21 protein-coding genes are annotated in these 23,832 nt (G+C 70.4%); 7 read left to right on the top strand and 14 right to left on the bottom strand.

Going from position 1 to position 23,832, the window contains the following annotated elements; genetic code table 11:
- Positions 1-222 precede the first annotated feature (222 nt).
- Positions 223-1,323: a hypothetical protein gene (locus WA640_RS02085; RefSeq protein ID WP_335985850.1), complete on the top strand. Its 1,101-nt coding sequence runs from the start codon at positions 223-225 to the stop codon at positions 1,321-1,323.
- Positions 1,324-1,359: 36 nt separating this feature from the next.
- On the opposite strand, the gene WA640_RS02090 is transcribed toward WA640_RS02085, so the two are convergent.
- Positions 1,360-3,948: an FtsK/SpoIIIE family DNA translocase gene (locus WA640_RS02090; protein WP_335985851.1), complete on the bottom strand. Its 2,589-nt coding sequence runs from the start codon at positions 3,946-3,948 to the stop codon at positions 1,360-1,362.
- Positions 3,949-4,022: 74 nt separating this feature from the next.
- On the opposite strand from WA640_RS02090, the gene WA640_RS02095 reads away from it, so the two are divergent.
- Positions 4,023-4,724: an SDR family oxidoreductase gene (locus WA640_RS02095; RefSeq protein WP_335985852.1), complete on the top strand. Its 702-nt coding sequence runs from the start codon at positions 4,023-4,025 to the stop codon at positions 4,722-4,724.
- A gap of 201 nt (positions 4,725-4,925) precedes the next feature.
- On the opposite strand, the gene WA640_RS02100 is transcribed toward WA640_RS02095, so the two are convergent.
- The 3 genes from WA640_RS02100 to thyX all read right to left on the bottom strand — a co-directional run bounded on the left by WA640_RS02100 (position 4,926) and on the right by thyX (position 8,410).
- The gene (locus WA640_RS02100; protein ID WP_106362064.1) at positions 4,926-6,617 is read right to left on the bottom strand and encodes a ribonuclease J; all 1,692 of its coding nucleotides are present in this window, start codon (positions 6,615-6,617) and stop codon (positions 4,926-4,928) included.
- Positions 6,608-7,507, bottom strand: coding sequence for a 4-hydroxy-tetrahydrodipicolinate synthase (gene dapA, locus WA640_RS02105; protein WP_335985853.1), 900 nt, complete (start codon positions 7,505-7,507; stop codon positions 6,608-6,610). Before dapA ends, WA640_RS02100 begins: the two co-directional genes overlap by 10 nt.
- 150 nt (positions 7,508-7,657) lie before the next feature.
- Positions 7,658-8,410: an FAD-dependent thymidylate synthase gene (gene thyX / locus WA640_RS02110; RefSeq protein WP_106362062.1), complete on the bottom strand. Its 753-nt coding sequence runs from the start codon at positions 8,408-8,410 to the stop codon at positions 7,658-7,660.
- Between the two features lie 203 nt (positions 8,411-8,613).
- Between thyX and WA640_RS02115 the strand changes: the two genes are divergently transcribed.
- The gene (locus WA640_RS02115; RefSeq protein ID WP_106362061.1) at positions 8,614-9,105 is read left to right on the top strand and encodes a hypothetical protein; all 492 of its coding nucleotides are present in this window, start codon (positions 8,614-8,616) and stop codon (positions 9,103-9,105) included.
- A gap of 11 nt (positions 9,106-9,116) precedes the next feature.
- Positions 9,117-9,938, top strand: coding sequence for a DUF4097 family beta strand repeat-containing protein (locus WA640_RS02120; RefSeq protein WP_335985857.1), 822 nt, complete (start codon positions 9,117-9,119; stop codon positions 9,936-9,938).
- A gap of 60 nt (positions 9,939-9,998) precedes the next feature.
- Here the strand turns inward: WA640_RS02120 and WA640_RS02125 are convergent, their stop codons facing one another.
- Positions 9,999-10,508: a DUF2752 domain-containing protein gene (locus WA640_RS02125; RefSeq protein WP_335985859.1), complete on the bottom strand. Its 510-nt coding sequence runs from the start codon at positions 10,506-10,508 to the stop codon at positions 9,999-10,001.
- A gap of 170 nt (positions 10,509-10,678) precedes the next feature.
- On the opposite strand from WA640_RS02125, the gene WA640_RS02130 reads away from it, so the two are divergent.
- A complete protein-coding gene (locus WA640_RS02130; RefSeq protein ID WP_146147938.1) occupies positions 10,679-11,359 on the top strand; it encodes an LppM family (lipo)protein in 681 nt (226 codons plus the stop codon).
- A gap of 123 nt (positions 11,360-11,482) precedes the next feature.
- Positions 11,483-12,325 (top strand): hypothetical protein, encoded by an 843-nt coding sequence (locus WA640_RS02135; RefSeq protein WP_335985860.1) that lies wholly within the window; start codon positions 11,483-11,485, stop codon positions 12,323-12,325.
- A 53-nt stretch (positions 12,326-12,378) separates the two neighbouring features.
- On the opposite strand, the gene dapB is transcribed toward WA640_RS02135, so the two are convergent.
- The 6 genes from dapB to WA640_RS02165 form a co-directional block, all read right to left on the bottom strand.
- Positions 12,379-13,113, bottom strand: coding sequence for a 4-hydroxy-tetrahydrodipicolinate reductase (gene dapB, locus WA640_RS02140; protein ID WP_335985861.1), 735 nt, complete (start codon positions 13,111-13,113; stop codon positions 12,379-12,381).
- Entirely contained in the window at positions 13,110-14,408 is a 1,299-nt protein-coding gene (locus tag WA640_RS02145) for a M16 family metallopeptidase (protein ID WP_335985862.1), read from the bottom strand. Before WA640_RS02145 ends, dapB begins: the two co-directional genes overlap by 4 nt.
- Positions 14,409-16,841 carry a polyribonucleotide nucleotidyltransferase gene (locus tag WA640_RS02150; protein ID WP_335985863.1) on the bottom strand — a complete coding sequence of 811 codons (2,433 nt, stop codon included), beginning with the start codon at positions 16,839-16,841 and terminating at the stop codon, positions 14,409-14,411.
- 333 nt (positions 16,842-17,174) lie between these two features.
- Positions 17,175-17,450 carry a 30S ribosomal protein S15 gene (rpsO, locus tag WA640_RS02155; protein WP_106362054.1) on the bottom strand — a complete coding sequence of 92 codons (276 nt, stop codon included), beginning with the start codon at positions 17,448-17,450 and terminating at the stop codon, positions 17,175-17,177.
- An 88-nt stretch (positions 17,451-17,538) separates the two neighbouring features.
- Positions 17,539-18,501: a bifunctional riboflavin kinase/FAD synthetase gene (locus tag WA640_RS02160; RefSeq protein WP_335985864.1), complete on the bottom strand. Its 963-nt coding sequence runs from the start codon at positions 18,499-18,501 to the stop codon at positions 17,539-17,541.
- 76 nt (positions 18,502-18,577) lie between these two features.
- Entirely contained in the window at positions 18,578-18,817 is a 240-nt protein-coding gene (locus WA640_RS02165) for a hypothetical protein (RefSeq protein ID WP_106362052.1), read from the bottom strand.
- A 232-nt stretch (positions 18,818-19,049) separates the two neighbouring features.
- On the opposite strand from WA640_RS02165, the gene WA640_RS02170 reads away from it, so the two are divergent.
- The gene (locus WA640_RS02170; protein WP_181245597.1) at positions 19,050-20,156 is read left to right on the top strand and encodes a phospholipase D-like domain-containing protein; all 1,107 of its coding nucleotides are present in this window, start codon (positions 19,050-19,052) and stop codon (positions 20,154-20,156) included.
- 48 nt (positions 20,157-20,204) lie between these two features.
- On the opposite strand, the gene WA640_RS02175 is transcribed toward WA640_RS02170, so the two are convergent.
- From WA640_RS02175 to WA640_RS02185, 3 genes are all read right to left on the bottom strand, one after another.
- A complete protein-coding gene (locus tag WA640_RS02175) occupies positions 20,205-21,170 on the bottom strand; it encodes a carbohydrate ABC transporter permease (protein ID WP_335985865.1) in 966 nt (321 codons plus the stop codon).
- Positions 21,167-22,141, bottom strand: a complete 975-nt coding sequence (locus WA640_RS02180; protein ID WP_335985866.1) for a carbohydrate ABC transporter permease — start codon at positions 22,139-22,141, stop codon at positions 21,167-21,169. The genes WA640_RS02175 and WA640_RS02180 overlap by 4 nt, the downstream gene beginning before the upstream one ends.
- Before the next feature lie 83 nt (positions 22,142-22,224).
- Positions 22,225-23,556: an ABC transporter substrate-binding protein gene (locus WA640_RS02185; RefSeq protein ID WP_106362048.1), complete on the bottom strand. Its 1,332-nt coding sequence runs from the start codon at positions 23,554-23,556 to the stop codon at positions 22,225-22,227.
- Positions 23,557-23,832 lie beyond the last annotated feature (276 nt).

Raw genomic sequence — 23,832 nt, forward strand, 5'->3', positions numbered from 1 at the left:
CCAGAAAGCGTACCCAGGGGCGGCCGGTGAACGCCCGGGGCGGCGGGCAGCGTCACGGTGGTCCGGGGCGTAGAGTGGCCGACCCCACTCGGGGGCCGCTCCGGGCCGGTCACGGACGGTATGCGCCGAATGCCCGGCGGACGAATCGGGCCGTTCCCGGCCCTCCTGCGCTGGGGCAACATCGGATCACCGGGCGTCGCACCCATACTTTAGGCTGGTCCCATGTCCCCCAAAGGCATCGCCCCAGCCGACAGGATCCCCCGGAACAGCCCCGCCCGCAGGGCCGCGTTCGCGGCGCTCGCCGCGGCCGCCGCGCTCGGCGCCGCCGCGTGCGGCGAGGTGCCCACGGGCACGCTGAACACCCGCGCGGGCTACTCGGTCGCCAGCGACGAAGTGCCCGTCTCGATCTGCCCGAGCGAGGGCGGGCACCGCTTCGAGGGCGACGAGGGGCTGCTGCGCGGCGCGCACTTCGCGCTCCGCGTCGAGTGCGTGGCCTCGTTCGACGAGGTCCCCGCGGACTTCCAGTTGGAGTACCTCATCGGCGAGGACCACCCGATCACCGTGCCGCCGCCGCCCGGGTACGAGTTCACGCTCGTGCAGTTCGCGCCCGAGCCGGGCGTGGAGGCCCCGTACGCGGTGGACGACCTCACCGAGCTCTCCGGGAAGCTCGTCATCGGCTCCGAGGAGTGGGAGTTCGCGGGCACCGCGCCCGTGGCCGGGGCCGCGTACCTGGCGGTCGTCGAGAAGGACGCGCCGGTGACGCTGGAGATGACCGACTCCGAGCGGACCCAGACGATGGACCTGCGCGCGCGCACCCGCGAGGGGCTCGTCCAGGCCCTGTACAACGGGTCCACGGACACGGTGACCACCGACGTCGTGGAGAACTCCGTCGACGGCTACACGTCGACCGGCTCGTACGAGTACTGGTTCGACGACTGGGTCTACTCCACCGAATTCACCCTCACGCGTGAGGTGTACCAGCCCGGCGAGGGCTGGGTGGCCGAGAACGACGGCGCGGTCCTCGCGCTCCAGTTCGGGTGGCTCCAGTCCGGGTCGGGCCTGGAGTGGAACATCGATCCCGAAGAAGCGCTCGCGGTCGCGGACGCGAACGGGGCGCTGACGGCGGCCTCGGTGGAGCACACGGACGAGGAGTGGGGCGACGGGATCTGGCGCACGTACTTCCTGGAGTACGCGGTCCCGGCCGACAGCCTCGTGTTCACGCTGACGTTCCACCCCGAAGGGCCGGTCGAATGGCCCGAGGAGGGCATCTCGATGCCGATCACCGGCGACAAGACGCACGAATTGACCGCCAGCTTCGAGTAGGGGCCCGGTCCGGTCGGACCGGCCCCTCCTCGCTTCCTACGCCTGCTCGCCCTGGATGGAGGCGATGACCGAGTCGAGCTCGTCGGGCTTGACGAGCACGTCGCGGGCCTTCGTGCCCTCCGAGGGGCCGACCACGCCGCGGGTCTCCATGAGGTCCATGAGCCGCCCGGCCTTCGCGAAGCCGACGCGGAGCTTCCTCTGGAGCATCGAGGTCGACCCGAACTGGGTGGTGACGACCTGCTCGATCGCCTGGATGAGCACTTCCAGGTCGTCGCCGATGTCCGGGTCGATCTCGCGCGTCGAGCCGGGCGCGGCGGTGACCTCCTCGATGTACTGGGCGTCCATCTGGGCCTTCGCGTGCGCCACGACCGCCTCGATCTCGTCGTCGGAGACCCACGCGCCCTGGATGCGCTCGGGCTTCGAGGCGCCCATCGGCAGGAACAGGCCGTCGCCGCGGCCCACGAGCTTCTCGGCGCCGGGCTGGTCGAGGATGACCCGCGAGTCGGCGAGCGACGAGGTCGAGAACGCCAGGCGGGACGGCACGTTGGCCTTGATGAGGCCGGTGACGACGTCCACGGAGGGCCGCTGGGTGGCGAGCACCAGGTGGATCCCGGCGGCCCGCGCGAGCTGCGTGATGCGCACGACCGAGTCCTCCACGTCGCGGGCCGCGACCATCATCAGGTCGGCCAGCTCGTCGACGATGACCAGCAGGTACGGGTGCGGGCGGAACTCGCGGCCCGACGCCGGGTGCTCCTTGAGCTCCCCGGAGCGGACCTTCCGGTTGAAGTCGTCGACGTGCCGGACGCCCGCCGAGGCGAGGTCCTCGTACCGCATGTCCATCTCCTTGACCACCCATTGCAGCGCGTCGGACGCCTTCTTCGGGTTCGTCACGATCGGGTGGACCAGGTGCGGGATGCCCTCGTAGTTCGACAGCTCGACCCGCTTGGGGTCGATGAGGAGCAGGCGCACCTGCTCGGGCGTGGACCGCACCAGGATCGACGTCAGGAGCGTGTTGATGCACGAGGACTTGCCCGAGCCGGTGGCGCCCGCGATGAGCATGTGCGGGGTCTTCGTCAGGTTCGTGAGGACGTAGCCGCCCTCGACGTCCTTGCCGAGGCCCACGATCATCGGGTGCGCGTCGGCCTGGGCGGTCGGCGAGCGGAGCACGTCGCCGAGGGCCACGTCGTCGCGGTCGGTGTTGGGGATCTCGACGCCGACCGCGCTCTTGCCGGGGATCGGGTTGATGATGCGGATCTCGGCGCTCTTGACGGCGTACGCGATGTTCTTCGAGAGCTGGATGATCCGCTCCACCTTCACCGCCGGGCCCAGCTCCACTTCGTACCTGGTGACCGTGGGGCCGCGCGTGAAGCCGGTGACGGCGGCGTCCACGTTGAACTGCGCGAAGACCTCCTGGAGGGCCGCGATGACGACCTCGTTCGCTTTCGAGCGCTTCTTCGCGGCCGGGCCGGTCGGGAGCATGTCGAGCGGCGGCAGGCGGTAGTCGCCGTCCATCGCGCCGTCGGAGAGGGTCGGCTGCTCGACCCTCTTCGGCGCGGGCGTGTGCTTCGGGGGCTCGCGGACCGGCTCGGGCGCCGCGATCGGCGCGGACCGGCGCTGCGGCGGGGGCTCCTCGTCCTCCTGCCCCAGCTCCGGGACCTCCTCGGGCGCCAGCCGCGGCAGGACCGTGGTGGGCCGGTGGACGCGGCGGGCCTCTTCCTCCTTGAGGCGCTTGGCCTCCCGGCTCTCGGCACGCGTCATCCGCGGCTCGGCGCCGCCCTCCTCGTCGTCATCCTCATACGACTCCACTTTGCCCGTGGCGAGGCCCCACAGGTGCGCGAGCTTCGTCGGCACCTGGTTCAGCGGCGTCGCGGTGACCACGAGGACCCCGAACAGCAGGAGCAGCACCAGGAGCGGGAACGCGACATATGCGGAGACGGCCAGCGCGAGCCCGCCGCCGACGAGCCAGCCGAGCTGCCCGCCCGCGACCATGCGCTCGCCCATGTCGGCGGGGAGCCCGGACATGAGGTGGAGCAGGCCGAGGCTGGAGAGCCAGATCGCGGTCCAGCCGACGAGCGAGCGGCCGTGGGCGCCTTCGGGGGGCGTCTGGCGCATGACGCGGATGCCCCACAGCACCAACAGGACCGGGAGGGCGCGGGTGGCGAGGCCGAGGAGCCAGTCGAGGATGAACGCGAAGCGCTCGCCGACGGGCCCGGCGACGTCGAACCAGACGGCGCACGCCAGGACGATCGCGGTGGCGACGAGGAGGAGCCCGAGGCCGTCGCGGCGGTGCGCGGGGTCGATCTCGCGGGCGGTGGCGGCCTCCTTGCCGACGGAGCGGGCCATCCAGCCGGTGGTGCGGGCGGTGCCGATCCACAGGCCGCGCAGGCCCATGCCGAGGGCTTCGAGGGGGCCGGGGATCGCGTCGGCGCGGGTGCGGCGCTTGGCGGCCTTCTTCGCGGTGCGCTTGGCGGCGTTCGCGGTCGTCTTCTTGGCGGGCCTTCGGGCCGCGGTCTTCTTCGCGGCGGTCTTCTTGGCGCCGCTTGAGGAGGCGGTGGGCTTGCGGCGCGCCGCGGGCGCGCTCGACTTGCGGGCGGTGCCGCCCTTGCCGCTCGTCCTGGCCATCATGGCCCTTACGTTACCGCCCGCACGCCGGTCGGCGTTGACGTGAAGGGCTACACGGGAGGGGCTAATGTGACGGCATGTCAAAAACTATCCTGGTCACCGGCGCGGGGCGCGGCCTCGGCCGGACCCTGGCGGAGCGGCTGAGCGCGCGCGGCGACACCGTGATCGCGCACGCCCGCAGCGAGTCGGCGCTCGCGGGCGTGCCGCATGCGAAGTCGCTGGTGGCGGATCTCGCGGAGCCGGGGAGCCTGGCTGACGCGGTGGCGGCGGCGGGCATCGAGCGCCTGGACGCGCTCGTCCACAATGCGGGTGTCCTCAATGTCAACTCCGTGGAGGACGAGACCCTGGAGTGGTGGCAGCGGACGCTCGCGGTGAACGTGGTGGCGGTGGCGGAGCTGACGCGGCTGCTGCTGCCCGCGCTGCGGGCGGCGCGGGGGCACGTGGTGTTCCTGAACTCGGGGGCGGGTCTGAACGCGGCGCCGAAGCTGGCGTCGTACGCGGCGAGCAAGCACGCGCTCAAGGCGATCGCGGACGCGCTGCGCGCGGAGGAGCGCGGGAACGGGCTGCGGGTGACGAGCCTCTATCCGTCGCATTTCGACACGGATATGCAGCGGGGCCTGCGGGACCAGTACGACTCGGACTACGACCCGGCGCGGGCGATGAGCCCGGAGTCGGTGGCCGCCCAGATCACCGCGGTCCTCGACGCCCCGGCCGACATGGTCGTGAACGACCTCCGCTCGGAACCCCCGAACCCGCTCCCCATCAGCCCCAAAAGCTAGCAAATCCCGCTATAAGCCGATAAATCCCCCTTAAGGGACCCCTGGCGCAACAGTAGCGCGGGGGTACGACAGCGAGGCGGGGCCGCTCCCTCCCGGGAGCGGCCCCGCCGCTTACATGAGACTCACTCAGACATCGGGGCGGAGCCGCCCCGGTCGTTCTCTCATATGCCGAGGCCGGTCGGCCTCAAGTCCGTGCGCCCTTCAGACTTCAAGGACGTGGGGAACGATCATAGGCCGTCGCCGGTACGTGTCGTTGACCCACTTCCCCACAGTGCGCCGCAGGATCTGCTGGAGCTGGTGAGGATCGGTGATCCCGTCCTGCGCGGCGCGCTCCATGGCGTCGCCGATCAGCGGCAGGACCCCGTCGAACGCCTTCGGGTCCTCCGAGAACCCGCGCGCCGACACCGTCGGACCGCCGACGACCTTGCCGTTCTCGGAGTCGATCACGACCGTCGCGGCGATGAAGCCGCCGTCGCCGAGGACGCGGCGCTCGTTGAGCACCGGCTCGCCGACGTCGCCGACCGACAGGCCGTCGACGTAGATCAGGTTGTTCGGGATGTGCCCGACCAGGCGCGCGCGCCCGTCGATCAGGTCCACCACGTCGCCGTTCTCGATGACGATGACCTGGTCGGCCGGGACGCCCGACTCGATCGCGAGGCGCGCGTGCGCCTGGAGGTGCCGGGCCTCGCCGTGCACCGGGATCATGTTGGAGGGCTTCACGACGTTGAGCACATACAGCAGCTCCCCCGCGGGGGCGTGCCCGGAGACGTGGACCTTCGCGACGTCCTTGTGGATCACCGTCGCGCCCGTGCGCGCCAGGCGGTTGATCACGCCGTACACGGCGGTCTCGTTGCCGGGCACCAGCGACGACGCGAGGATGACCGTGTCGTCGGGCTCGACGGTGATGTGCCGGTGGTCGCCGGAGGCCATGCGGCCCAGGGCGCTCATCGGCTCGCCCTGGGAGCCGGTGCTCATGTAGACGATCTCGTCGGCGGGCAGGCGCACCGCCTCGTCCATGCTCACGATGAGGCCGTCCTGGACGTGCAGGAGGCCGAGGTCGCGCGCGATCGCCATGTTGCGCACCATGGAGCGGCCCACGAACGCGATCTTGCGCCCGTGCGCGTACGACGCGTCCATGACCTGCTGCACGCGGTGCACGTGGCTCGCGAAGGACGCGACGATGATGCGGCCCTTGACGTCCTCGAAGAGCTTGTCGAGGACCGCGCCGATCTGGCGCTCGGAGGTCACGAACCCGGGGATCTCCGCGTTCGTGGAGTCCGACAGGAGCAGGTCCACGCCCTGGTCTCCGAGGCGCGCGAACCCGGCGAGGTCGGTGATGCGCCCGTCGAGCGGCAGCTGGTCCATCTTGAAGTCGCCGGTGTGGAGCACCAGGCCGGCCGGGGTGCGCACCGCGACGGCGAGCGCGTCCGGGATGGAGTGGTTGACGGCGAGGAACTCGCACCCGAACGGGCCGAGCTGGAGCGTCTCGTTCTCGGCGACGACGATCCCGGCGGGCTTGATGCGCCGCTCGCGCAGCTTCGCCTCGACGAGGGCGACGGAGAAGCGGGAGCCGACGACGGGGATGTCGTTCTTGTGCTCCAGCAGGAACGGGATCGCGCCGATGTGGTCCTCGTGGCCGTGGGTGACGACGATGGCCTCGATGTCGTCGAGGCGGTCGAGGATCGGCGTGAAGTCCGGCAGGATCAGGTCGACGCCGGGCTGGTCGACGTCGGGGAAGAGCACCCCGCAGTCGACGATGAGCAGGCGGCCCTCGTACTCGAAGAGGGTCATGTTGCGGCCGATGGCGCCGAGGCCGCCGAGCGGGATGACCCGGAGGGCCCCGTCGGGGAGGGCGCCGGGTTCGCCGAGGTTCTTGGGTCGGGTCAGGCCCATCGGGCCTCCTTCAGGTCGGCGAGTCGGGCGGCGATGAGGGCGGAGAGGTCGGCGTCGGCGGGGAGCAGCGGCAGGCGCGGCTCCCCCGCGGGCAGGCCCGCGGTGGCGAGGCCGGACTTGACGGCGACGAGGCCGGGCCCGCTGAAGACCGCGTCGGTCAGCGGCAGGAGGGCGTCGTTGATCGCCTGCGCCTTGGCGGTGTCGCCGTCGTCGAAGGCGTCGAACATCGCGTTGATGTGGCGGCCGACGAGGTGGGCGGTCACGGAGACGACGCCGACCTGGCCGGTGGCGTACGCGGCGAGGTTGAGCTCGTCGACGCCGCAGTAGGCGGCGAGGCCGGTCTGGACGCGGACGCGCTGGGCCTTGACGACGTCGCCGGTGGCGTCCTTGAACGCGATGATGTTCTCGTGCTGCGCGAGGCGCGCGAAGGTGTCCTCGGCGATGCCGAGGACCGAGCGCGGCGGGATGTCGTAGAGCATCGCGGGCAGCGAGACGGCGTCGGCGATGGCCTCGAAGTGGGCGGCGATCCCGGCCTGGGTGGGCTTGTTGTAGTAGGGGGTGACGAGGAGGAGCCCGTGCGCGCCGGCCTTCTCGGCGGCCTGCGCGAGGCGCACCGAGTGGCGGGTGTCGTAGGTGGAGGCGCCCGCGACGACGTGGGCGCGGTCGCCGACGGCTTCGAGGACGGCCTCGATGACCTGGGTCTTCTCGGCGTCGGTGGTGGTGGGCGACTCGCCGGTGGTGCCGTTGAGGACGAGGCCCTCGCAGCCCTGTTCGTCGACGAGGTGGCGCGCGAGGGCGGCCGTGCCGGGGACGTCGAGTTCCCCTGAGGGCGTGAACGGCGTGATCATGGCCGCGAGTGTTCGCCCGAAGGGGCGCGTTGTGTTGCGCATCTGCTTTCACCAATGCTGGTTCCGGCGGCGGGGGCGCTTGCCCGGCCGCTCGTTTCGTATAACTGTCTCAAGTTCGTGGCGCCCGCGGCTCGGAACCGGGCCCCGCGCGGAGGCGGGGGCCGGAGGCTGCGGGCGGTGCGCCTGGCGGCTCTACCCCTCGGTGACGTAGGGGCTGGAGGCGACCTCGGTGCCGTCGTCGAGCTTCGCGATCTGGAAGTCGGCGAAGACGTTCGCGGCCTTGTCCTTGAGCTGCTTGAGGCATTCGACGGCCAGCGCCCGGATCTCGACGTCGGCGTGCTCGGAGGCGCGCATGGCGATGAAGTGCCGCCAGGCGCGGTAGTTGCCGGTCACGACGATGCGGGTCTCGGTGGCGTTGGGGAGGACCGATCGCGCCGCTTGGCGCGCCTGCTTTCGGCGCAGGGTGCCGTTCTTGACGTCGGCGAACTTCTTTTCGAGTCCTTCGAGGAGGTCGTCGTAGGCGCTCTGGGCGGCGTCGGCCGCGGCGAGGAAGCGCTCGTGGAGCTCGGGGTCGTTCGCGATCACTTCGGGCTCGACCATGTGGGCGTCGCGCTCGGGGACGTAGCGCTGCGAGAGCTGGGAGTACGAGAAGTGGCGGTGGCGGATCAGCTCGTGGGTGAGGGAGCGGGAGATGCCGCTGAGGTAGAAGCTGACGGTGCCGTGTTCGAGGACCGAGAGGTGTCCGACTTGGAGGATGTGGTCGAGGTAGCCGGCGTTGGTGGCGGTCTTGGGGTTGGGCTTGGTCCACGACTGGTAGCAGGCGCGGCCGGCGAACTCGGCGAGGGCCTGTCCGCCGTCGGCGTCGGTGTCCCAGGGGACGTCTGCGGGCGCCTCGAAGTGCGTCCAGGCGATGAGTCGGACGTCCATCGGTACGATTTCGGGCATCCCCGCTCCCCCTCGTTCGTGTTCGCTGGCTGTTAGTGCTGGTTCTCGACTCTCTGAGGGTACTCGGCGGCGGAGTGTGGTCCTGCACGCGCCCGGCCGCGGGGTGCGTCGGGGTGTGCCCTGTGGGGCGGGCGGGGCGGGCGCCGCGTCCCGGCTCCAGCGCGCCGCTTGACAGACGTCAGAAATGATGTCATCATGGTGTCATGGACTTGACGCCGTATATCGAATCGCTCCGCCGGAGCCTCACCGCCGCCGCCGCGCCGGGCGGGGAGGACGCCGCGCGGACTGCGGAACTGCTGTCGGAAGCGCTCGACGCGGGTGCGCGCCTGGCGCTCATGGAGGCGCTCTCGGAGGCCGCCGCGGAGATCACCGCCGGGTTGGACCAGGCCGGATCTTCGGCGTCGGTCGATCTGCGGGTGCGCGGCAAGGAGGTCGACCTGCGCGTCAGCGGCGGCGAGACCGCCGAGGCCGCGCCGCCGCCGGCCCCGCCGGTGGACGACGACGTCGCCCGCATCACGCTGCGCCTGCCAGAGTCGCTCAAGGAGGACGTCGAGCGCGTCGCCTCCAAGGACGGCGCTTCGGTCAACGCCTGGCTGGTGCGCGCGATCAACAACGCGGTCCACGCCTCGCGCACGTCGGGGCAGCCCGCGGGCGCGAAGTACAGCCAGCGCATCACCGGCTACGCCCGGGCTTAGGAGCAGTAAGGATGAACGAGTACACCGAATTCACCCACGACGGGCCGGTCACGGCGGCGATCACCCTCGCCGACGGCTCGGTCACCGTCACCGCCCACGAGCTGGACACGGTCCTCGTGGAGGTGAAGCCCGCGCAGCGCCGCTCGGACGGCGACGGCGACGCGGCCGACCTCGCGAGCGTGTCGTTCGAGAACGGGCACCTGCGCGTGGTGGCCCCCGAGAAGGCCCAGAACTGGTTCTTCCGCAAGGAGATCGGCGTGCACCTCTCGGTGAAGGTCCCGGTCCGCTCGGAGGTGTCGGTCAAGACGACGTCGGCGCCGATCAGCCTGCACGGCAAGCTGGGCGCGGTCTCGATCAACACGGTGGCCGGGTCGGCGACCGTGGAGAGCGCGACGAGCGTCAAGGCGAACACCGTGTCGGGTTCGATCAGCGTCATCGACGCGATCGAGGACTTCCGCGCGAACACCGCCTCGGGGCAGGTCAAGGCCGACCACGTAGGCGGGGACTTCTCGGCGAAGACGGTGGCGGGCTCGATCTCGGCCGAGCGGCTGGACTCGAACGCGAACGTGAACACCCTCTCTGGCGGGATCGAGCTGAGCGCGCTGCGCTCCGGTTCGGTCCGGGCGAACACGGTCTCGGGGCGCATCAGCCTCGGCGTGGTCCCGGGCACCGACATCTGGGTGGACCTGGACGCGAAGGCCGGCTCGGTGACCTCGGAGCTGGCGACGGGCGACACGTCCCCGGCGCCGTCGAGCGACGGGACGAGCCTGGAGGTGCGGGCGCGCTCGGTGTCGGGCGACATCTACCTGCACCGCGCGAGCGCGTTCGCTTAAGAGCTTCAATCAACACCCATTAGCGGGCCCGGTCACCTCGGTGGCCGGGCCGCTTCGCGTTCAGACGTAGAAGAACGTGAAGGGGTCCCAGGGGAGGTTGCGGAGGATGAAGAACGCGGCCCAGGCGGAGAGGAACGCGGTGACGACGCCGGGGGTGAGATGGACCGTGGGGAGGCGCCAGGTGAGGCGGGGGAACAGGCGCGGGACGGCCCAGGCGAGGTACATCCAGGCGAGGAACGGGGCGGCGAAGACGGCCATCATGTGGTGGCGGGCGGCTTCGGGCAGGTTCAGGGTGAGCACGTAGTAGAACGCGCGGGTGCCGCCGCAGCCGGGGCAGTCGAAGCCGGTGGCGAGTTTGAACAGGCACGTGGTGGGGCCGGTGTCGTCGGTGGGGTTCGTGGCGACCACTCCCGCGGCCGCGCCCGCGAAGCAGGTGAGGATGAGCAGCGGCGCGAACCACGGCCGCACGACCATGTCGGTCACCCAGCGTTTGATCGGGTTGCCGCGCTTGGGTTCCGGCCGCCCGGGCTCGGGCCGCGACTCCAGGGTCGCCTCATCGACTGCGCACACGGGGTCCTCCTCCCCCACAGACTAGCGGGCACGGCGAGAGTCTTGGAGTCCCGTTCGGAGCGCCCCACTCAAGGACCGTGACATCGAGGTGCGACATTCCGCGGGAATCTGCGGGTGCGGTGTGGGCGAAAGCACGGCTTCGTCCGTTTCGCGGGCTTAGGCTCGGGGGCATGCTGGGTATTGCTCGCCGGGTGCTGACCGGTGCCGCCGCGGTGGGAGTGCTGGCCGCCGCCTCCGGGTGCGTCAGGCTCGACCTGGGGCTGGAGGTGCGGCCCGACGACACGGTGGGCGGGGAGTTCACCGCGGCGTGGAGCGACGACTTCCTGGAGCAGGCGCAGGACGAGGGGCTGAGCCGCTCCGAACTCGACGCGTTCCTGGACGCGCTGCTCGACGGCGTGCCGGGGACCGAGCGGGTGCCGTACCGGGAGGGCGGGTTCACCGGGCAGACCGCGTCGTTCACCGACCGGCCGCTGTCGGACTTCGCGGAGTTCGGCGGCGACGAGTGGGGCTACCTGCGCATCGACCACGACGGGCGCGAGTACGGGCTCGAAGGCTACTGGGACCTGCGCGCGGCCGGGTTCATCGACCCGGAGGCGTTCGAGGACGCCGAGATCCTCATCAGCGTGAACTTCCCGGCCACCGTCACCGAGCACAACGGGGAGCTCGACGGCCGCACCGTCACGTGGCGGATGGTCCCCGGCCAGGACTACGACCTGAACGCGACGGCCGTGGAGAAGAACGGCTGGGCGTTCGTGATCGCCGGGATCGGGTCGGTCGTCGTCATCGGGGCGCTCCTGTGGCTGTGGCAGTGGTTCGCGCTGCGGCGACACTCCACGGGCCTCACCCGCTGACCCGTCCGCGGGCCCCTCTGCGGACCCGTTAGTTCGCGCACAAACCGTAGTCGCTCCGTGCACGGCCCGTATCCTGGTGAGTCCGTCCGCGTCGCGGAACGATCACGACCACGGGGAGGGCCGTTGACTCAGTACCGCTCGAAGAGCAAGGGCCACAAGGACAAAGAGCCCGGCCTGGAACTGAGCATCGGACAGGTCCTGGCCGCGGCCGGCGCCACCGTCATCGGCGCGCTCCTCGCGAAGGTCCTCAACATCTGGGGCACCGTCGCGGGCACCGCCGTCCTCAGCGTCTGCTCCTCGATCGGCGCGGTCCTCATCCTCCGGGCCATGCGCTCCACCGGCGAGCGCATCAAGTCGCAGATCGCGGCCATGGCCCCCACCGCCCGCGGCAAGGTCACCGCGGCCACCGTCGAGCACGCCGCCGAGCAGGCCCCCGAGACCGGGAGCGCCAGCGCGACCGCGAAGATCCCCGAGACCGCGCAGCTCCACTCCACGCGGGACGAGACCGTCGAGATGGAGGTCCCCGACCTCGAACCCGAGGGCCGCGTCACCGACGTGAACTCCCGCAAGAAGACCGTCCTCGCGATCGCGATCTCCAGCGTCCTCGTCTTCGGCCTGACCGTCGGCACCCTGTTCCTCCTCGGGATCTTCACCGGCGACCCCGGCCGGTTCATCCACGACGACAACCAGGCCACCGTCTCCGACACCCCCGACGAGACCGCCGACACCACCGAGACCGACACGGTCGACCCGACCGAGAGCGCCTCCGAGGACCCCACCGACCAGGCCACCACCGACGAGCCGACCGGCGACGCGACGCCCTCGGAGTCGACCTCCCCCAGCGACGACGCGTCGACGCCGAGCGAGGAGACCACCACCGACTCCGGGCAGGGCGGCTCCGAGCCGACCCCCAGCACCAGCCCCGAGGAGCAGGCGGGCACCGAGAGCCCCACGGCCTCGGAGTAGACGACACGCGAAAAGGCGCCCGCCGTTCTGGCGGGCGCCTTTTCGCGAATACTTCAGTCGAGCAGGTCGTCCAGGCCGACCGTCAGGCCCGGGCGCTTGACGACCTCGCGGATCGCCAGCAGCACGCCCGGCATGAACGACTCGCGGTCGAGCGAGTCGTGGGAGATGACGAACCGCTCGCCGGGCCCACCGAAGCGGACCTCCTGGCTCGCCACGTACCCGGCCGAGCGGATCGCGTGGACGTGGACGCCGTCGACGTCGGCGCCGCGCGCCCCCATCGGGTCGGTCTCCGTCGCGTCGGGCATCCCGTCGAGCCCGGCCTCGGCGCGCGCCGCGGCGATGAGCCGCGCCGTGTGCACGGCCGTGCCCGAAGGCGCGTCGACCTTGCGCGGGTGGTGCGCCTCGATGATCTCTGCGGAGTCGAAGTGCTTCGCGGCCTTCGCCGCGAACTGCATCATCAGGACCGCGCCGATCCCGAAGTTCGGGGCGATCACCGACCCGACCTCGGGGTCCGCGGCGAGGATGCCGCGGGCCGCGTCCAGGCGCTGCGCGTCGAACCCGGACACGCCGACCACGGTGTGGATGCCGCGGTCGGTGCACCACGCGAGGTTGTCCATGACCGTGCCCGGGAGCGTGAAGTCCACGACCACGTCGCATCCGGCGACCTTGTCGAGCGGCTCGTCCCGCACCACCGTCGCCGTCAGCTCCATGTCGTCCGCGGCGTCCACGGCCTCGCACGTCGCCCGGCCCATCCGGCCGCGGGCGCCGAGCACCCCCACCTTGATCATCGGAAGTCCTTCTCGTCGAACGGCCCCACGGCCGCGATCGTCATCGGCTGCGACAGGATCTCCGCGGACACCGACCGGATCTGCTCCGACGTGACCGCCTCGATGTCCGCCAGCTCCCGCTCCAGGCTCAGGTGCTCGCCGTACAGCAGCTCCGCGCGGCCCAGCGCGTTCATGCGCGAACCGGAGTCCTCCATCGACAGGACCATGCCGCCGCGGCTCATGCCCTTGCCGCGCAGCAGCTCCTCGTCGGTGACGCCCTCGGACGCCATCCGCTCCAGCTCCGCGAGCACGAGCTTGCGCACCTGGTGGACCTTGTCGGGGTTCGACCCGGCGTAGACGCCGAACGAGCCCGTGTCCGCGAAGTACGAGGTGAACGAGTACACCGTGTACGCCAGGCCGCGCTGCTCGCGCACCGACTGGAACAGGCGCGAGGACATGCCGCCGCCGAGGATGTTGTTCATGACCTCGAAGGCGTCCTTGCGGGGGTCGTGCCGCGAGAACAGGCGGCAGCCGACCACCAGGTGCGCCTGCTCGGTGTCGTGGCGCTCCACCAGGAGCCGCCGCGGCCCGGGCAGGACCGACTCGTCGTGGCGGCGCTGGCGGGGCACGTCGGTGCCGCCCAGCAGCGGCGCGAACGCCTCCTGCACGAGCTTGACGGTCTCGCCGTGGTCGACGCCGCCCGCGGCGCACACCGTCAGGTTCGGGGCCTGGTAGTGGTGCCGGTAGAAGTCGTTGATCTGCGCGCGCGTCAGCGCCCGCACGGTCTTCGGGTCGCCGGCGATGTCGCGCCCGAGCGCGCCGTTCCCGAACAGGGCCTGGGAGAACAGCTCGTGGACGACGTCGGAGGGCTCGTCCTGGGACGCGGCGATCTCCTCCAGGATCACGTCGCGCTCGACCTCGACGTCGGCGGGGGTCACGAGCGACGCGCACATGGCGTCGCCGAGCACGTCGACGGCGATCGGCAGGTCGTCGTCGAGGACCCGCGCGTAGAAGCAGGTCAGCTCCCGCGCGGTGTACGCGTTCGATTCGCCGCCGACGGCCTCGATCGCCTCGGCGATCTCCGTGGCCGTGCGCTTCGCGGTCCCCTTGAACAGCAGGTGCTCCAGGAAGTGCGAGACGCCGGCGAGCTCGGGGGCCTCGTCGCGGGCCCCCACCCCGACCCACACGCCGACAGAGGCCGAGCGCATGGTCGGGACGGTTTCGGTGAGCACACGCAAACCGCCGGGCAGCACGGTCACTCGGACCGTGCCGCCCAGCGGGTCGTCGATGAGCGTGCGAGTCTGGGGGCGACTCATCTACTCTTCCGAGCCTCCGGCGTCCTCGGTGCGGCGGGTGCGGCGGCGGCGGCGCTCGCCGTCGCGGTCCCCGCCCTCGGAGCGCTCGGAGCGCTCGCCGCGGTCGCGGCGCTCGCCCCGGTCCCCGCCGCGCTCGCGGTCGCGGCGCGGGCCGCGGTCACCGCGGTCGCCCCGCTCGCCGCGGGACTCCTTGCGCTCGGCCGGGCGGCCCTTCTTGTAGCCCTCGGGCTCCTGGCCCTCCGGGTAGACCTTGTCGAGGTAGATCTTCCCGCGGTTGTCGATGTCGCCGATCTCGACCTCGATCTTGTCGCCGACGCCGAGGACGTCCTCGACCCGCTCGACGCGCTTGCCGTCGCCGACCTTCGAGATGTGCAGGAGGCCGTCGCGGCCCGGCACCAGCGAGATGAACGCGCCGAAGTCGGTGGTCTTGACGACCGTGCCCAGGAACCGATCGCCCACGTTCGGGAGCGTCGGGTTCGCGATGGCGTTGATCGTCTCTACCGCGGCGGCCGCGGCCTCGCCGTTCTCCGCCGACACGTAGATCGTGCCGTCGTCCTCGACGGTGATGTCCGCTCCCGTGTCGTCCTGGATCTGGTTGATCGTCTGGCCCTTCGGGCCGATGATCGCGCCGATCTTGTCGACCGGGATCTTCAGGGTCGTGATCCGCGGCGCGGACGCGGCCAGCTCGCCCGGCTCGCTGATCGCGTCGAGCATGACGTCGAGGATCGCGTGGCGGGCGTCGTTGGCCTGCTGGAGCGCCTGCGCCAGCACCTCGGACGGCAGGCCGTCGAGCTTCGTGTCCAGCTGGAGGGCCGTCACGAACTCAGGCGTGCCGGCGACCTTGAAGTCCATGTCGCCGTAGGCGTCCTCGGCGCCGAGGATGTCGGTGAGGGTCACGTACTTGGTGCCCTCGTCGGTCTCCTCGGAGATGAGGCCCATCGCGATGCCCGCGACCGGCGCCTTGATCGGCACGCCCGCGTTCATCAGCGACATCGTGGACGCGCAGACCGAGCCCATCGAGGTCGAGCCGTTCGACGCGAGCGCCTCGGAGACCTGGCGGATCGCGTACGGGAACTCCTCGCGGCTCGGGAGCACCGGCACGAGGGCGCGCTCGGCGAGCGCGCCGTGGCCGATCTCGCGGCGCTTCGGCGAGCCCACGCGGCCGGTCTCGCCGGTCGAGTACGGCGGGAAGTTGTAGTTGTGCATGTAGCGCTTCTTCGAGACCGGCGACAGCGTGTCGATGGCCTGCTCCATGCGCAGCATGTTCAGCGTGGTGACGCCCATGATCTGGGTCTCGCCGCGCTCGAACAGGGCCGAGCCGTGGACGCGCGGCAGGATGCCGGCCTCCGCGCCCAGCGGGCGGATGTACGCGGGGAGGCGGCCGTCGATGCGGACGCCCTCGTTGATGACGCGCTTGCGGACCAGCTTCTTGGTGAGCGAGCGGAGGGCGGCGGACAGCTCGCCTTCGCGGCCCTCGAAGTCGGCGCCGACCTTCTCCAGCATGACGGACTTGACGCGGTCGAGCTCGTCCTGGCGCTCGGTCTTGTCGGCGATCTGGAGCGCCTGGTCCAGCTCGGCGGTCACGGCCGCCTCGACGGCCGCGTAGGCGTCGTCGAGGTAGTCGGGGAAGCGCGGGTAGTCGGCGACGGGCTTGGCGGCGACCGCGGCCAGTTCGGCCTGGGCGCGGACCAGCTCGGCGATGACCGGCTTGACGGCTTCGAGGCCCTCGGCGACGACCTCCTCGGTCGGCTTGGTGCCGCCCGAGGCGATGAGGCTGAGGGTGTTGTCGGTGGCCTCGGCCTCGACCATCATGATCGCGACGTCGCCCGAGTCGAGGACCCGGCCGGTGACGACCATGTCGAACGTGGCCTTCTCGATCTGCTCCAGGGTCGGGAACGCGACCCAGGTGCCGTCGATGAGGACGACGCGGGTCGAGCCCAGCGGGCCCGAGAACGGCAGCCCGGCGAGCTGCGTCGACATGGAGGCGCCGTTCATGGCGACCACGTCGTACTCGTCCTTCGCGTCGACGGCGAGGATCGTGCCGATGACCTGGACCTCGTTGCGCAGGCCCGACACGAAGGACGGGCGCAGGCCGCGGTCGATGAGGCGGCAGATGAGGATCGCGTTCTCGGAGGGGCGGCCCTCGCGGCGGAAGAACGAGCCGGGGATGCGGCCCGCGGCGTACATCCGCTCCTCGATGTCGACGGTGAGCGGGAAGAAGTCGAAGTGGTCCTTCGGGTTCTTCGACGCCGACGTGGTCGAGAGGACCACGGTGTCGTCCATCTGGACGATCGCGGAGCCCTGGGCGAGCTTCGCCAGGCGGCCGGTGCTGAAGTGGATCTTGCGGATGCCGTACTCGCCGTTGTCGATGACGGCGGTGGCGTGGTGATCCCCGAGGTTGTACGCCTCGGGTGTCCGGTCGTTATCGGACATAGAGTGTCGATCTCCTTGTCGTGCCGTAGCACTGTGTAGTTCGGGAAGCGCGTCTCCCGCCACGCTTTCCGGTCTTCGATCGAAGCACTCGGATGTCCTGCCCCCTCGCGGGGCGATCCGGATGCCACTACCGAGGACCGGTGCGGTCTCAGGCGGGCCGCGCCGCGCCTCGCACGAGGCGCTGCGGTGGAGCGTGTTGCTCAACTGCCACCTTACGTTACCCGGCCGACGCGGCGGCAGCCGCGAAGCGAAAGTGAGGCGGGATAACGGCGGCGCCGGGCACGGCGAAGGGAGCGTCCCGGTGCGGGGCGCTCCCTGTCGTCAAGTCTGCGATCAGGCGTTGTCGCGGATGCCGAGGCGCTCGATGAGGCCGCGGTAGCGCGCGATGTCTTCCTTCTTCAGGTACTTGAGGAGGCGGCGGCGCTTGCCGACCAGCAGCAGCAGGCCACGACGCGAGTGGTGGTCGTGCTTGTGCGTCTGGACGTGAGCCGTGAGCTCCTTGATGCGGTGGGTCAGGATCGCCACCTGCACGTCGGTCGAGCCGGAGTCGCCCTCAGAGGTGGCGTACTCCTTGATGATCTCGGCCTTCTTGACAGCGTCGAGCGCCATGTTCGAACACCCTTCCATTTCGATTCAAGGCCAGTCCGCGGTGTCGTGCAGGCTGGTCAGTTGTAACTTTGCCACATTAGCAGGGGCGTTACTCCAGCTCCAAGGCCCGGCGGGTGTCTGCGACGTCCGTCTCGATCTGCTTGATCAGCGGCTCCATGCCGGTGAAGGCGACCTGGCCGCGCAGGCGGGCGGTGAAGTCGAGGCGAACGTGCTCACCGTAGAGGTCGCCGTCGAAGTCGAGGATGTAGGCCTCGACCGTGCGGGCCGAGCCCTGGAAGGTCGGGTTCGTGCCGACGCTGATCGCGGCGGGCAGCCGCTGGGAGCCGCGGCAGAACCAGCCCGCGTAGACGCCGTCGGCGGGGATCGCCATCCCGGCGGGGACGTCGAGGTTCGCGGTCGGGAAGCCGAGGGCCGTGCCGCCGCGGCCCTCGCCGTGGACCACGGTGCCCTCGACGCCGAAGTCGCGGCCGAGGACTTCGGCGGCCGCGGCCACGTCGCCCTCGGCGACGAGCTTGCGCACGCGGGTGGACGAGTAGACCTCCGTCGGCGAAGCTTGCGAGCCGTCCATTGGCACAGTATCGGCGGTGAGCGTCTGCGGCAGGACCTCGAAGCCGTACTCGACGCCGAGTTCGGCGAGGGTCTCGACGTTCCCGGCGGCCTTGTGGCCGAAGCGCCAGTTCTCGCCGACGACGACGGCCTTCGCGTGGAGGCCGCCGACGAGGACGTGCCGCACGAAGTACTCGGGACTGAGCTGCGACAGCTCCTTCGTGAACGGCAGCACGCACACCGCGTCGACGCCGAGCGATTCGAGGAGCTCGATGCGGCGGTCGACGGACGCGAGCTGGGCCGGGACCGCGTGCGGCGCGACCACGGCCGTCGGGTGCGGGTCGAAGGTGACGACGACGCAGCGCGCCTCGCGCTCCGCGGCGGCCTTCGCGGCCGTGCGGACGAGCGCGGCGTGGCCGCGGTGCACGCCGTCGAACACGCCGATCGCGACGACGGATGCGGGCCAGCCCTCTGGAGTCGCGTCTATTCCACGCCAGGTTTCCACGTGGACGATCTTCTCACTGCCGGATGGCGGCGGCCATCCGGACGCGACCGCAGTGAGGGTTCTCGCTCGGCGCCCGTCAGAGCATCATCGACGAGTCGGCGTTGCCGCCCGACGCGAAGATGAGGAGCATCAGGACGCCCACCGCGACCAGGAGGAGGATGCCCAGCAGCAGCCAGGCGTTGCCGGCCAGTTCGGGCTGGCGGGGCTGGTCCTCCGCGAGGACCTGGGGCTCATCGTGTTCGGAGTCCTGCTTCACCGGATCGGTGAGCGTCTGCCGGAACTCCTCTGGCAGTTCACTTGCCGCGTACGAGCTCATGGGTCTCTCCTGACGACGAATTCCGGGTTGCTCCTTCAATTGTCGAGAGACCGTCGGCTATCCGACCGACGTTTCCAGGAATCCGCCTGACAACAACGCGATTTCGCCCTGGTGGAAATTACACGGCCGTGACCGCCCTACCTCGCCGAACGTCCTGTAGCCGACAGAAGTCTCCCCGCGTCACGTAAGACGTGACATCTTCATGTCCAGTACGACCGACGGGAGACCTGGCATGAACCGCAAGCTCCTCGCGCTGGCCGCCGCCGGCGCCTTCCTCATGGCCGCCGTGGTGCCCGCCCCGGCGCAGGCCGGGGTCACCGGGTGCGTCCGCACCGGCGCCTACACGGTGTGCCGCGCCAACCCAGGCGGCGAGCGCAAGGACAGCACGATCATCAACGAGATCGTCAGGCAGATCAACGCCACCGGCAAGGGCGACACCGTCAGGGCCGCGGTCTACCAGTGGTCGCTGGACCAGCCGGTGACGCCGCTGGCCGAGGCCATGGTCGCCGCCGAGGGCCGCGGGGTCGACGTGCGGGCCGTCGTCGGGCAGCTCAGCTCCAAGCCCACCGCGAACGACCCGGTCATCAGGAAGCTGAAGAACGCGGGCGTCCAGGTCAAGCAGTGCAAGGGCGGGTGCCTGCCGAACGCCGACGGCACCCGCAAGGGCCCCGACCACAACCGGTTCTTCCTCATCGACAAGGGCGGCGAGCCGACGGTGCTCGTGACGAGCCTCAGCTTCGTGCGCTCGCACACGACGCAGGCGAACAACATGCTCGGCGTCCACGGCGACCGGGCGCTGTACGACTTCTACAGCGGGTTCTGGAGCCGCCTGTACGCCGGGAACTGGGACGGGTGGACCGACAAGAACAAGGCGACCACCACCGACCTCGCGCGGGCGTGGGTGTTCCCGCGCGGGCCCGACCCGGTGGCGGAGCAGCTCGGCGAGATCACCAAGTGCGGCGACGGCGACCGGGTCCTGGTGGGGCACGCCAACTTCCAGTCCAACCGGCCCGCGGTGCGCGCGGAGCTCGACCGGATCCAGGGCCTCGGGTGCCAGGTGCGGGTCGTGGTCCTCGACGCGGCCACGAGCAGCCCCGGATGGCTGGAGGACAAGCTCGGCGCTTCCAATGTGCGCGTGCACGACTCGATGCGGAGCAAGTTCATCGTCGCGGAGGCGTACTTCGGGGGCACCCGCCGTGCGGTGGTGTGGACCGGGACGCACAACCTCCAGGGCAACGCGATGAAGCACGCCGACGACAACCTGCTGCGCGTCTCCAACCAGGCCGTCGCGGACCTGTACGCGGAGTTCTTCCAGGAGCTGTGGCGCGGCGCCAGATAGCGCGAGAGCGGGGAGGGGCACCGGCCCCTCCCCGCCCTGAGTTCGCCGCTAGCCCTTGACGGAGCCCGCGAGCAGCCCGCGCACGAAGTAGCGCTGGAGCAGCAGGAACACCACCAGGGGCACGATGATCGCGATGAAGGCCGCGGCCGGGAGCCGCGTCCAGCTGAAGCCCCACGTCCCGGCCATGTCGCCGAGGACGGCCGTGAGCGGCCGCGTCGACTCGCCGCCGCCGAAGGTGCGCCCGACCAGGAAGTCGTTCCACACCCACAGGAACTGGAAGATCCCGATCGAGGCCAGCGCGGGCGTCACCAGCGGCAGGACCACCTGTCGGAAAATCTGCGAGTGGCTCGCGCCGTCGATCCGGGCGGCTTCCATGACGTCGGCCGGCAGTTCCCGCATGAAGTTGTGCAGCAGGAAGATCGCCAGCGGCAGGCCGAAGATCGAGTGGGCGATCCACACCTGGACGATCGTCTCCACCCCGCTCAGCTCCCACGCCGGCATGATGGTGACCGACCCGATGTGCAGGCCCTGGCTGAAGAAGGACAGCAGCGGGATGAGCGCCAGCTGCAGCGGGACCACCTGGAGCGCGAAGATCGCGAGGTACAGGAGGTTCCGGCCGCGGAAGTCGATCCATGCCAGGGCGTAGGCGGCCATGGCCGCGAAGGCCACCGGGACGAGCACGCCGGGGATGGTGATGACGACGGTGTTGATCAGGTTGCGGATGAGCCCGCCGCCCTGCGACGTCGAGTAGAGGACGTAGTTGTAGGTGTCCAGCGTGAACGACGGGTTGCTGAAGATCGTCCACCAGCCGGTCTCGCGGATGTCGTCCTCGGGACGCAGCGACGAGATGAAGAGCCCGAGCGTCGGGACCGTCCAGACCGCGGCGATGACGATCGCCAGGACGGAGCCGAGGCGGCTGCCGAGGACCCGGCGCAGGCGGTCCCCGCGGCTCTCGCCGATGGCCGGGGGCTTCGGGGCGGCCTCGGTGTCGGGGCTGGTCGTGCCGGTGCTCATCGGGCCTCCAGTTCCTGGCGGCGCATGTTGCGCACCTGGTAGATGACGACGGGGATGACGAGCAGGAACAGCAGGACGGCCATGGTCGCGCCGCGCCCGTCGTTGCCGAGTCGGAACGCCTGGTCCCACATGTTGTGGGCGAGGACGTCGGTGCCGTGGTGGCCGCCGGTCATGGCCCGCACGATGTCGAACAGCTTGAGCGTGGCGATGAAGACGGTGACGGCGACGACGACGATGGCCGAGCGGATCGAGGGCACGGTGACGTTCCAGAAGATCTCGGCCGGGCTGGCGCCGTCGATGCGGGCGGCCTCCACGATCTCGGTCGGGACGCCCTTGAGCGCGGCGGAGAGGACCACGGTCGCGAAGCCGACCTCGATCCACACCAGGACGACCATGAGCAGGAGGTTGTTCCAGGGCGCCTCGTTGAGCCAGTTGATCGGGTCGTTCCCGAACCAGACGACGATCTGGTTGAGCAGGCCGGTCTGGTCGCCGGACGCTTCGTACTGGTAGATGAACTTCCAGATGATCGAGGCGCCCACGAAGGAGATGCCCATGGGCAGGAAGACGAGCGCCTTGTAGGTGCGCTCGCCGCGCCTGCCGTCGATGAGCACCGCGTACAGCAGGCCGAGCGCGGTCGACAGCAGCGGGACGATGACGATCCACAGCGCGGTGTTGATGAGCGTCTGGAGGGCGTCGGGGTCCGAGACCGCCCAGGCGTAGTTGTCCAGGCCGATGAACTCGGTGCCGTCGCCGTTGTAGAACGACATGGCGACGGTGCGCACCGCCGGGTAGACGAGCCCTACGAGCAGGAAGATGACGGCCGGGGCCAGGAACACCGCGGCGACGACGCGGCTGCGGTTGCGGCGCGAGGCGAGTTCGGCGAGCCCGTAGAGGGCCAGGAGGACGGCGGCGAAGACCACGAGGCCGACGGCCAGCAGTCCGAACCGCTCGGTGAGATCTGAGAGTTGCACGTTGTGACTCCAGGTGTCCGGGTGCCGGACCGGACGGGGCCCGAGGGTCCCGTCCGGTCCGGCATCGAAGGCTCAGGCCGGGGCTACGGCCAGGAGTTCTCGATGTCGTCGGCCATCTGCTGGGAGTCCTTGGCCCCGTCGGCCCACTCGACCATGCCGGTCCAGAAGGACGAGGCGCCGACCTCGCCGGGCATGAGGTCCGAGCCGTCGAAGCGGACGGTGACGGCAGGGTCGGTCAGGATCTCGGTCGCGAACTGGTTGATCGGCGTGGTGGCGTTGGCCGGGTCGACGCCCTGGCGGGCGGTGCTCCACGGGCCGGTCTGGAGGCGCGAGTTGTGGTACAGCTCGGAGGCGAGGAACTGGCGGGTCGCCTCGGTGGCCTCGGAGTCGCTGAACGCGGCCACGAACTCGCCGCCGACGAGCATGGTGTTGTCGCCCTCGTTGGACTCGGGGAAGCGGAACGCGAACACGTCGCCGTCCTCGGCGACCGTGGTGCCCTCGGGCCACATGGCGCCGTAGAAGGACGCCATCCGGTAGAAGGCGCAGGAGCCGTCGAGGATCGGGTGGCCCGCGGTCTGGAACGCGGTCGTGGAGATCGTGTCGGTCCCGTTGAAGATGTAGTCCTCGTTCTGGAGGATCGAGCCGGCCTTGTCGATCGCGGTGACGATCTGCGGGTCGTTGAACGGGATCTCGTGGCTCACCCACTGGTCGTACACGTCGGTGCCCTCGCGGAGCACGATGTCCTCGATCCAGTCGGTGCCGGGCCAGCCGGTGGCGCCGCCGGACTCGAAGCCCGCGCACCACGGCGTGACGCCGGATTCGGCGATGGTGTCCGACAGGGCGATCAGCTCGTCCCAGGTCTGCGGGACCTCGTAGCCGTTGTCGGCGAAGAAGGACGGCGAGTACCAGATGAACGACTTGGCGTTCGAGGAGTTCGGGGCCGCGTAGAGCGTGCCGTCGATGGTGCCGTAGTTGAGCCAGTCCTCGGTCCAGCCCTCGGTCGCGAGCGCGCTGAGCTCGTCGGACGCGGGAACGAGGTCGTCCTTGAACTGGGACATGAGGCCGGGCTGCGGGAAGAGCGCGATGTCGGGGGCGTTGCCGCCGTCGACGCGGACCTTCATGTCGGCCTCGAACTGGGCGGTGCCCTCGTACTCGATGGTGGCGCCGGTGCAGGACTCGAAGTAGGACCAGGCCTCCTGCATCTCGTCGGCCTCGGCGTCGAGGATCGAGCCCATGATGGACACGGTCTCGCCTTCGAGGTCGCCGTACTGCTCGTAGTTGGCGCAGTCGGTGGCGTCGTCCGGGAGGGCTCCGCGGTCGTCGCCGTCCTCCTCGGGTGCGCCGCACGCCGCCGCGGCGAGCGCGATGACGCTGGCGGCAGCCGCTAGGCAGGTAATTCGTCGGGTCTTGCTCATCGGGGTTTCCCTCTCTTCGCAGGTTTCGTGCGCCCGGCTGGGCGGCTGCCTCCCTGCCCCCGGCCCTCGGTGAAACCGCTCTCATCGGTCCCACACCAGGTAGGGGCTGCCTGACCCGCCGTCGTGGCGACGCTGGCAATGGTGCTCTGGGTAACAGTGAATGTCAAGTGTGCATTGCTGAATCGTTACCGGGCGCGATTGGATCGATATCTGTCCCTCCCTGTTCGATGGGAGCGATTCCAGTGGCGTATCATTCCGGAGCCCGGCAACTCGTTT

This window comes from Glycomyces sp. MUSA5-2 (genome assembly GCF_037034145.1).
Taxonomy (GTDB): Bacteria; Actinomycetota; Actinomycetes; order Mycobacteriales; family Micromonosporaceae; genus Glycomyces; species Glycomyces artemisiae.

Bases quoted from the DNA above. Each gene is read 5' to 3' on its own strand.
- WA640_RS02145 (WP_335985862.1), bottom strand. From the start codon at position 14,408: ATGAGTCGCCCCCAGACTCGCACGCTCATCGACGACCCGCTGGGCGGC.
- WA640_RS02085 (WP_335985850.1), top strand. From the start codon at position 223: ATGTCCCCCAAAGGCATCGCCCCAGCCGACAGGATCCCCCGGAACAGC.
- WA640_RS02170 (WP_181245597.1), top strand. From the start codon at position 19,050: ATGAACCGCAAGCTCCTCGCGCTGGCCGCCGCCGGCGCCTTCCTCATG.
- WA640_RS02175 (WP_335985865.1), bottom strand. From the start codon at position 21,170: ATGAGCACCGGCACGACCAGCCCCGACACCGAGGCCGCCCCGAAGCCC.
- WA640_RS02100 (WP_106362064.1), bottom strand. From the start codon at position 6,617: ATGGGCCTGACCCGACCCAAGAACCTCGGCGAACCCGGCGCCCTCCCC.
- WA640_RS02090 (WP_335985851.1), bottom strand. From the start codon at position 3,948: ATGATGGCCAGGACGAGCGGCAAGGGCGGCACCGCCCGCAAGTCGAGC.
- dapA (WP_335985853.1), bottom strand. From the start codon at position 7,507: ATGCGCAACACAACGCGCCCCTTCGGGCGAACACTCGCGGCCATGATC.
- WA640_RS02130 (WP_146147938.1), top strand. From the start codon at position 10,679: ATGCTGGGTATTGCTCGCCGGGTGCTGACCGGTGCCGCCGCGGTGGGA.
- dapB (WP_335985861.1), bottom strand. From the start codon at position 13,113: ATGATCAAGGTGGGGGTGCTCGGCGCCCGCGGCCGGATGGGCCGGGCG.
- WA640_RS02165 (WP_106362052.1), bottom strand. From the start codon at position 18,817: ATGAGCTCGTACGCGGCAAGTGAACTGCCAGAGGAGTTCCGGCAGACG.
- thyX (WP_106362062.1), bottom strand. From the start codon at position 8,410: ATGCCCGAAATCGTACCGATGGACGTCCGACTCATCGCCTGGACGCAC.
- rpsO (WP_106362054.1), bottom strand. From the start codon at position 17,450: ATGGCGCTCGACGCTGTCAAGAAGGCCGAGATCATCAAGGAGTACGCC.
- WA640_RS02185 (WP_106362048.1), bottom strand. From the start codon at position 23,556: ATGAGCAAGACCCGACGAATTACCTGCCTAGCGGCTGCCGCCAGCGTC.
- WA640_RS02120 (WP_335985857.1), top strand. From the start codon at position 9,117: ATGAACGAGTACACCGAATTCACCCACGACGGGCCGGTCACGGCGGCG.
- WA640_RS02150 (WP_335985863.1), bottom strand. From the start codon at position 16,841: ATGTCCGATAACGACCGGACACCCGAGGCGTACAACCTCGGGGATCAC.
- WA640_RS02095 (WP_335985852.1), top strand. From the start codon at position 4,023: ATGTCAAAAACTATCCTGGTCACCGGCGCGGGGCGCGGCCTCGGCCGG.
- WA640_RS02115 (WP_106362061.1), top strand. From the start codon at position 8,614: ATGGACTTGACGCCGTATATCGAATCGCTCCGCCGGAGCCTCACCGCC.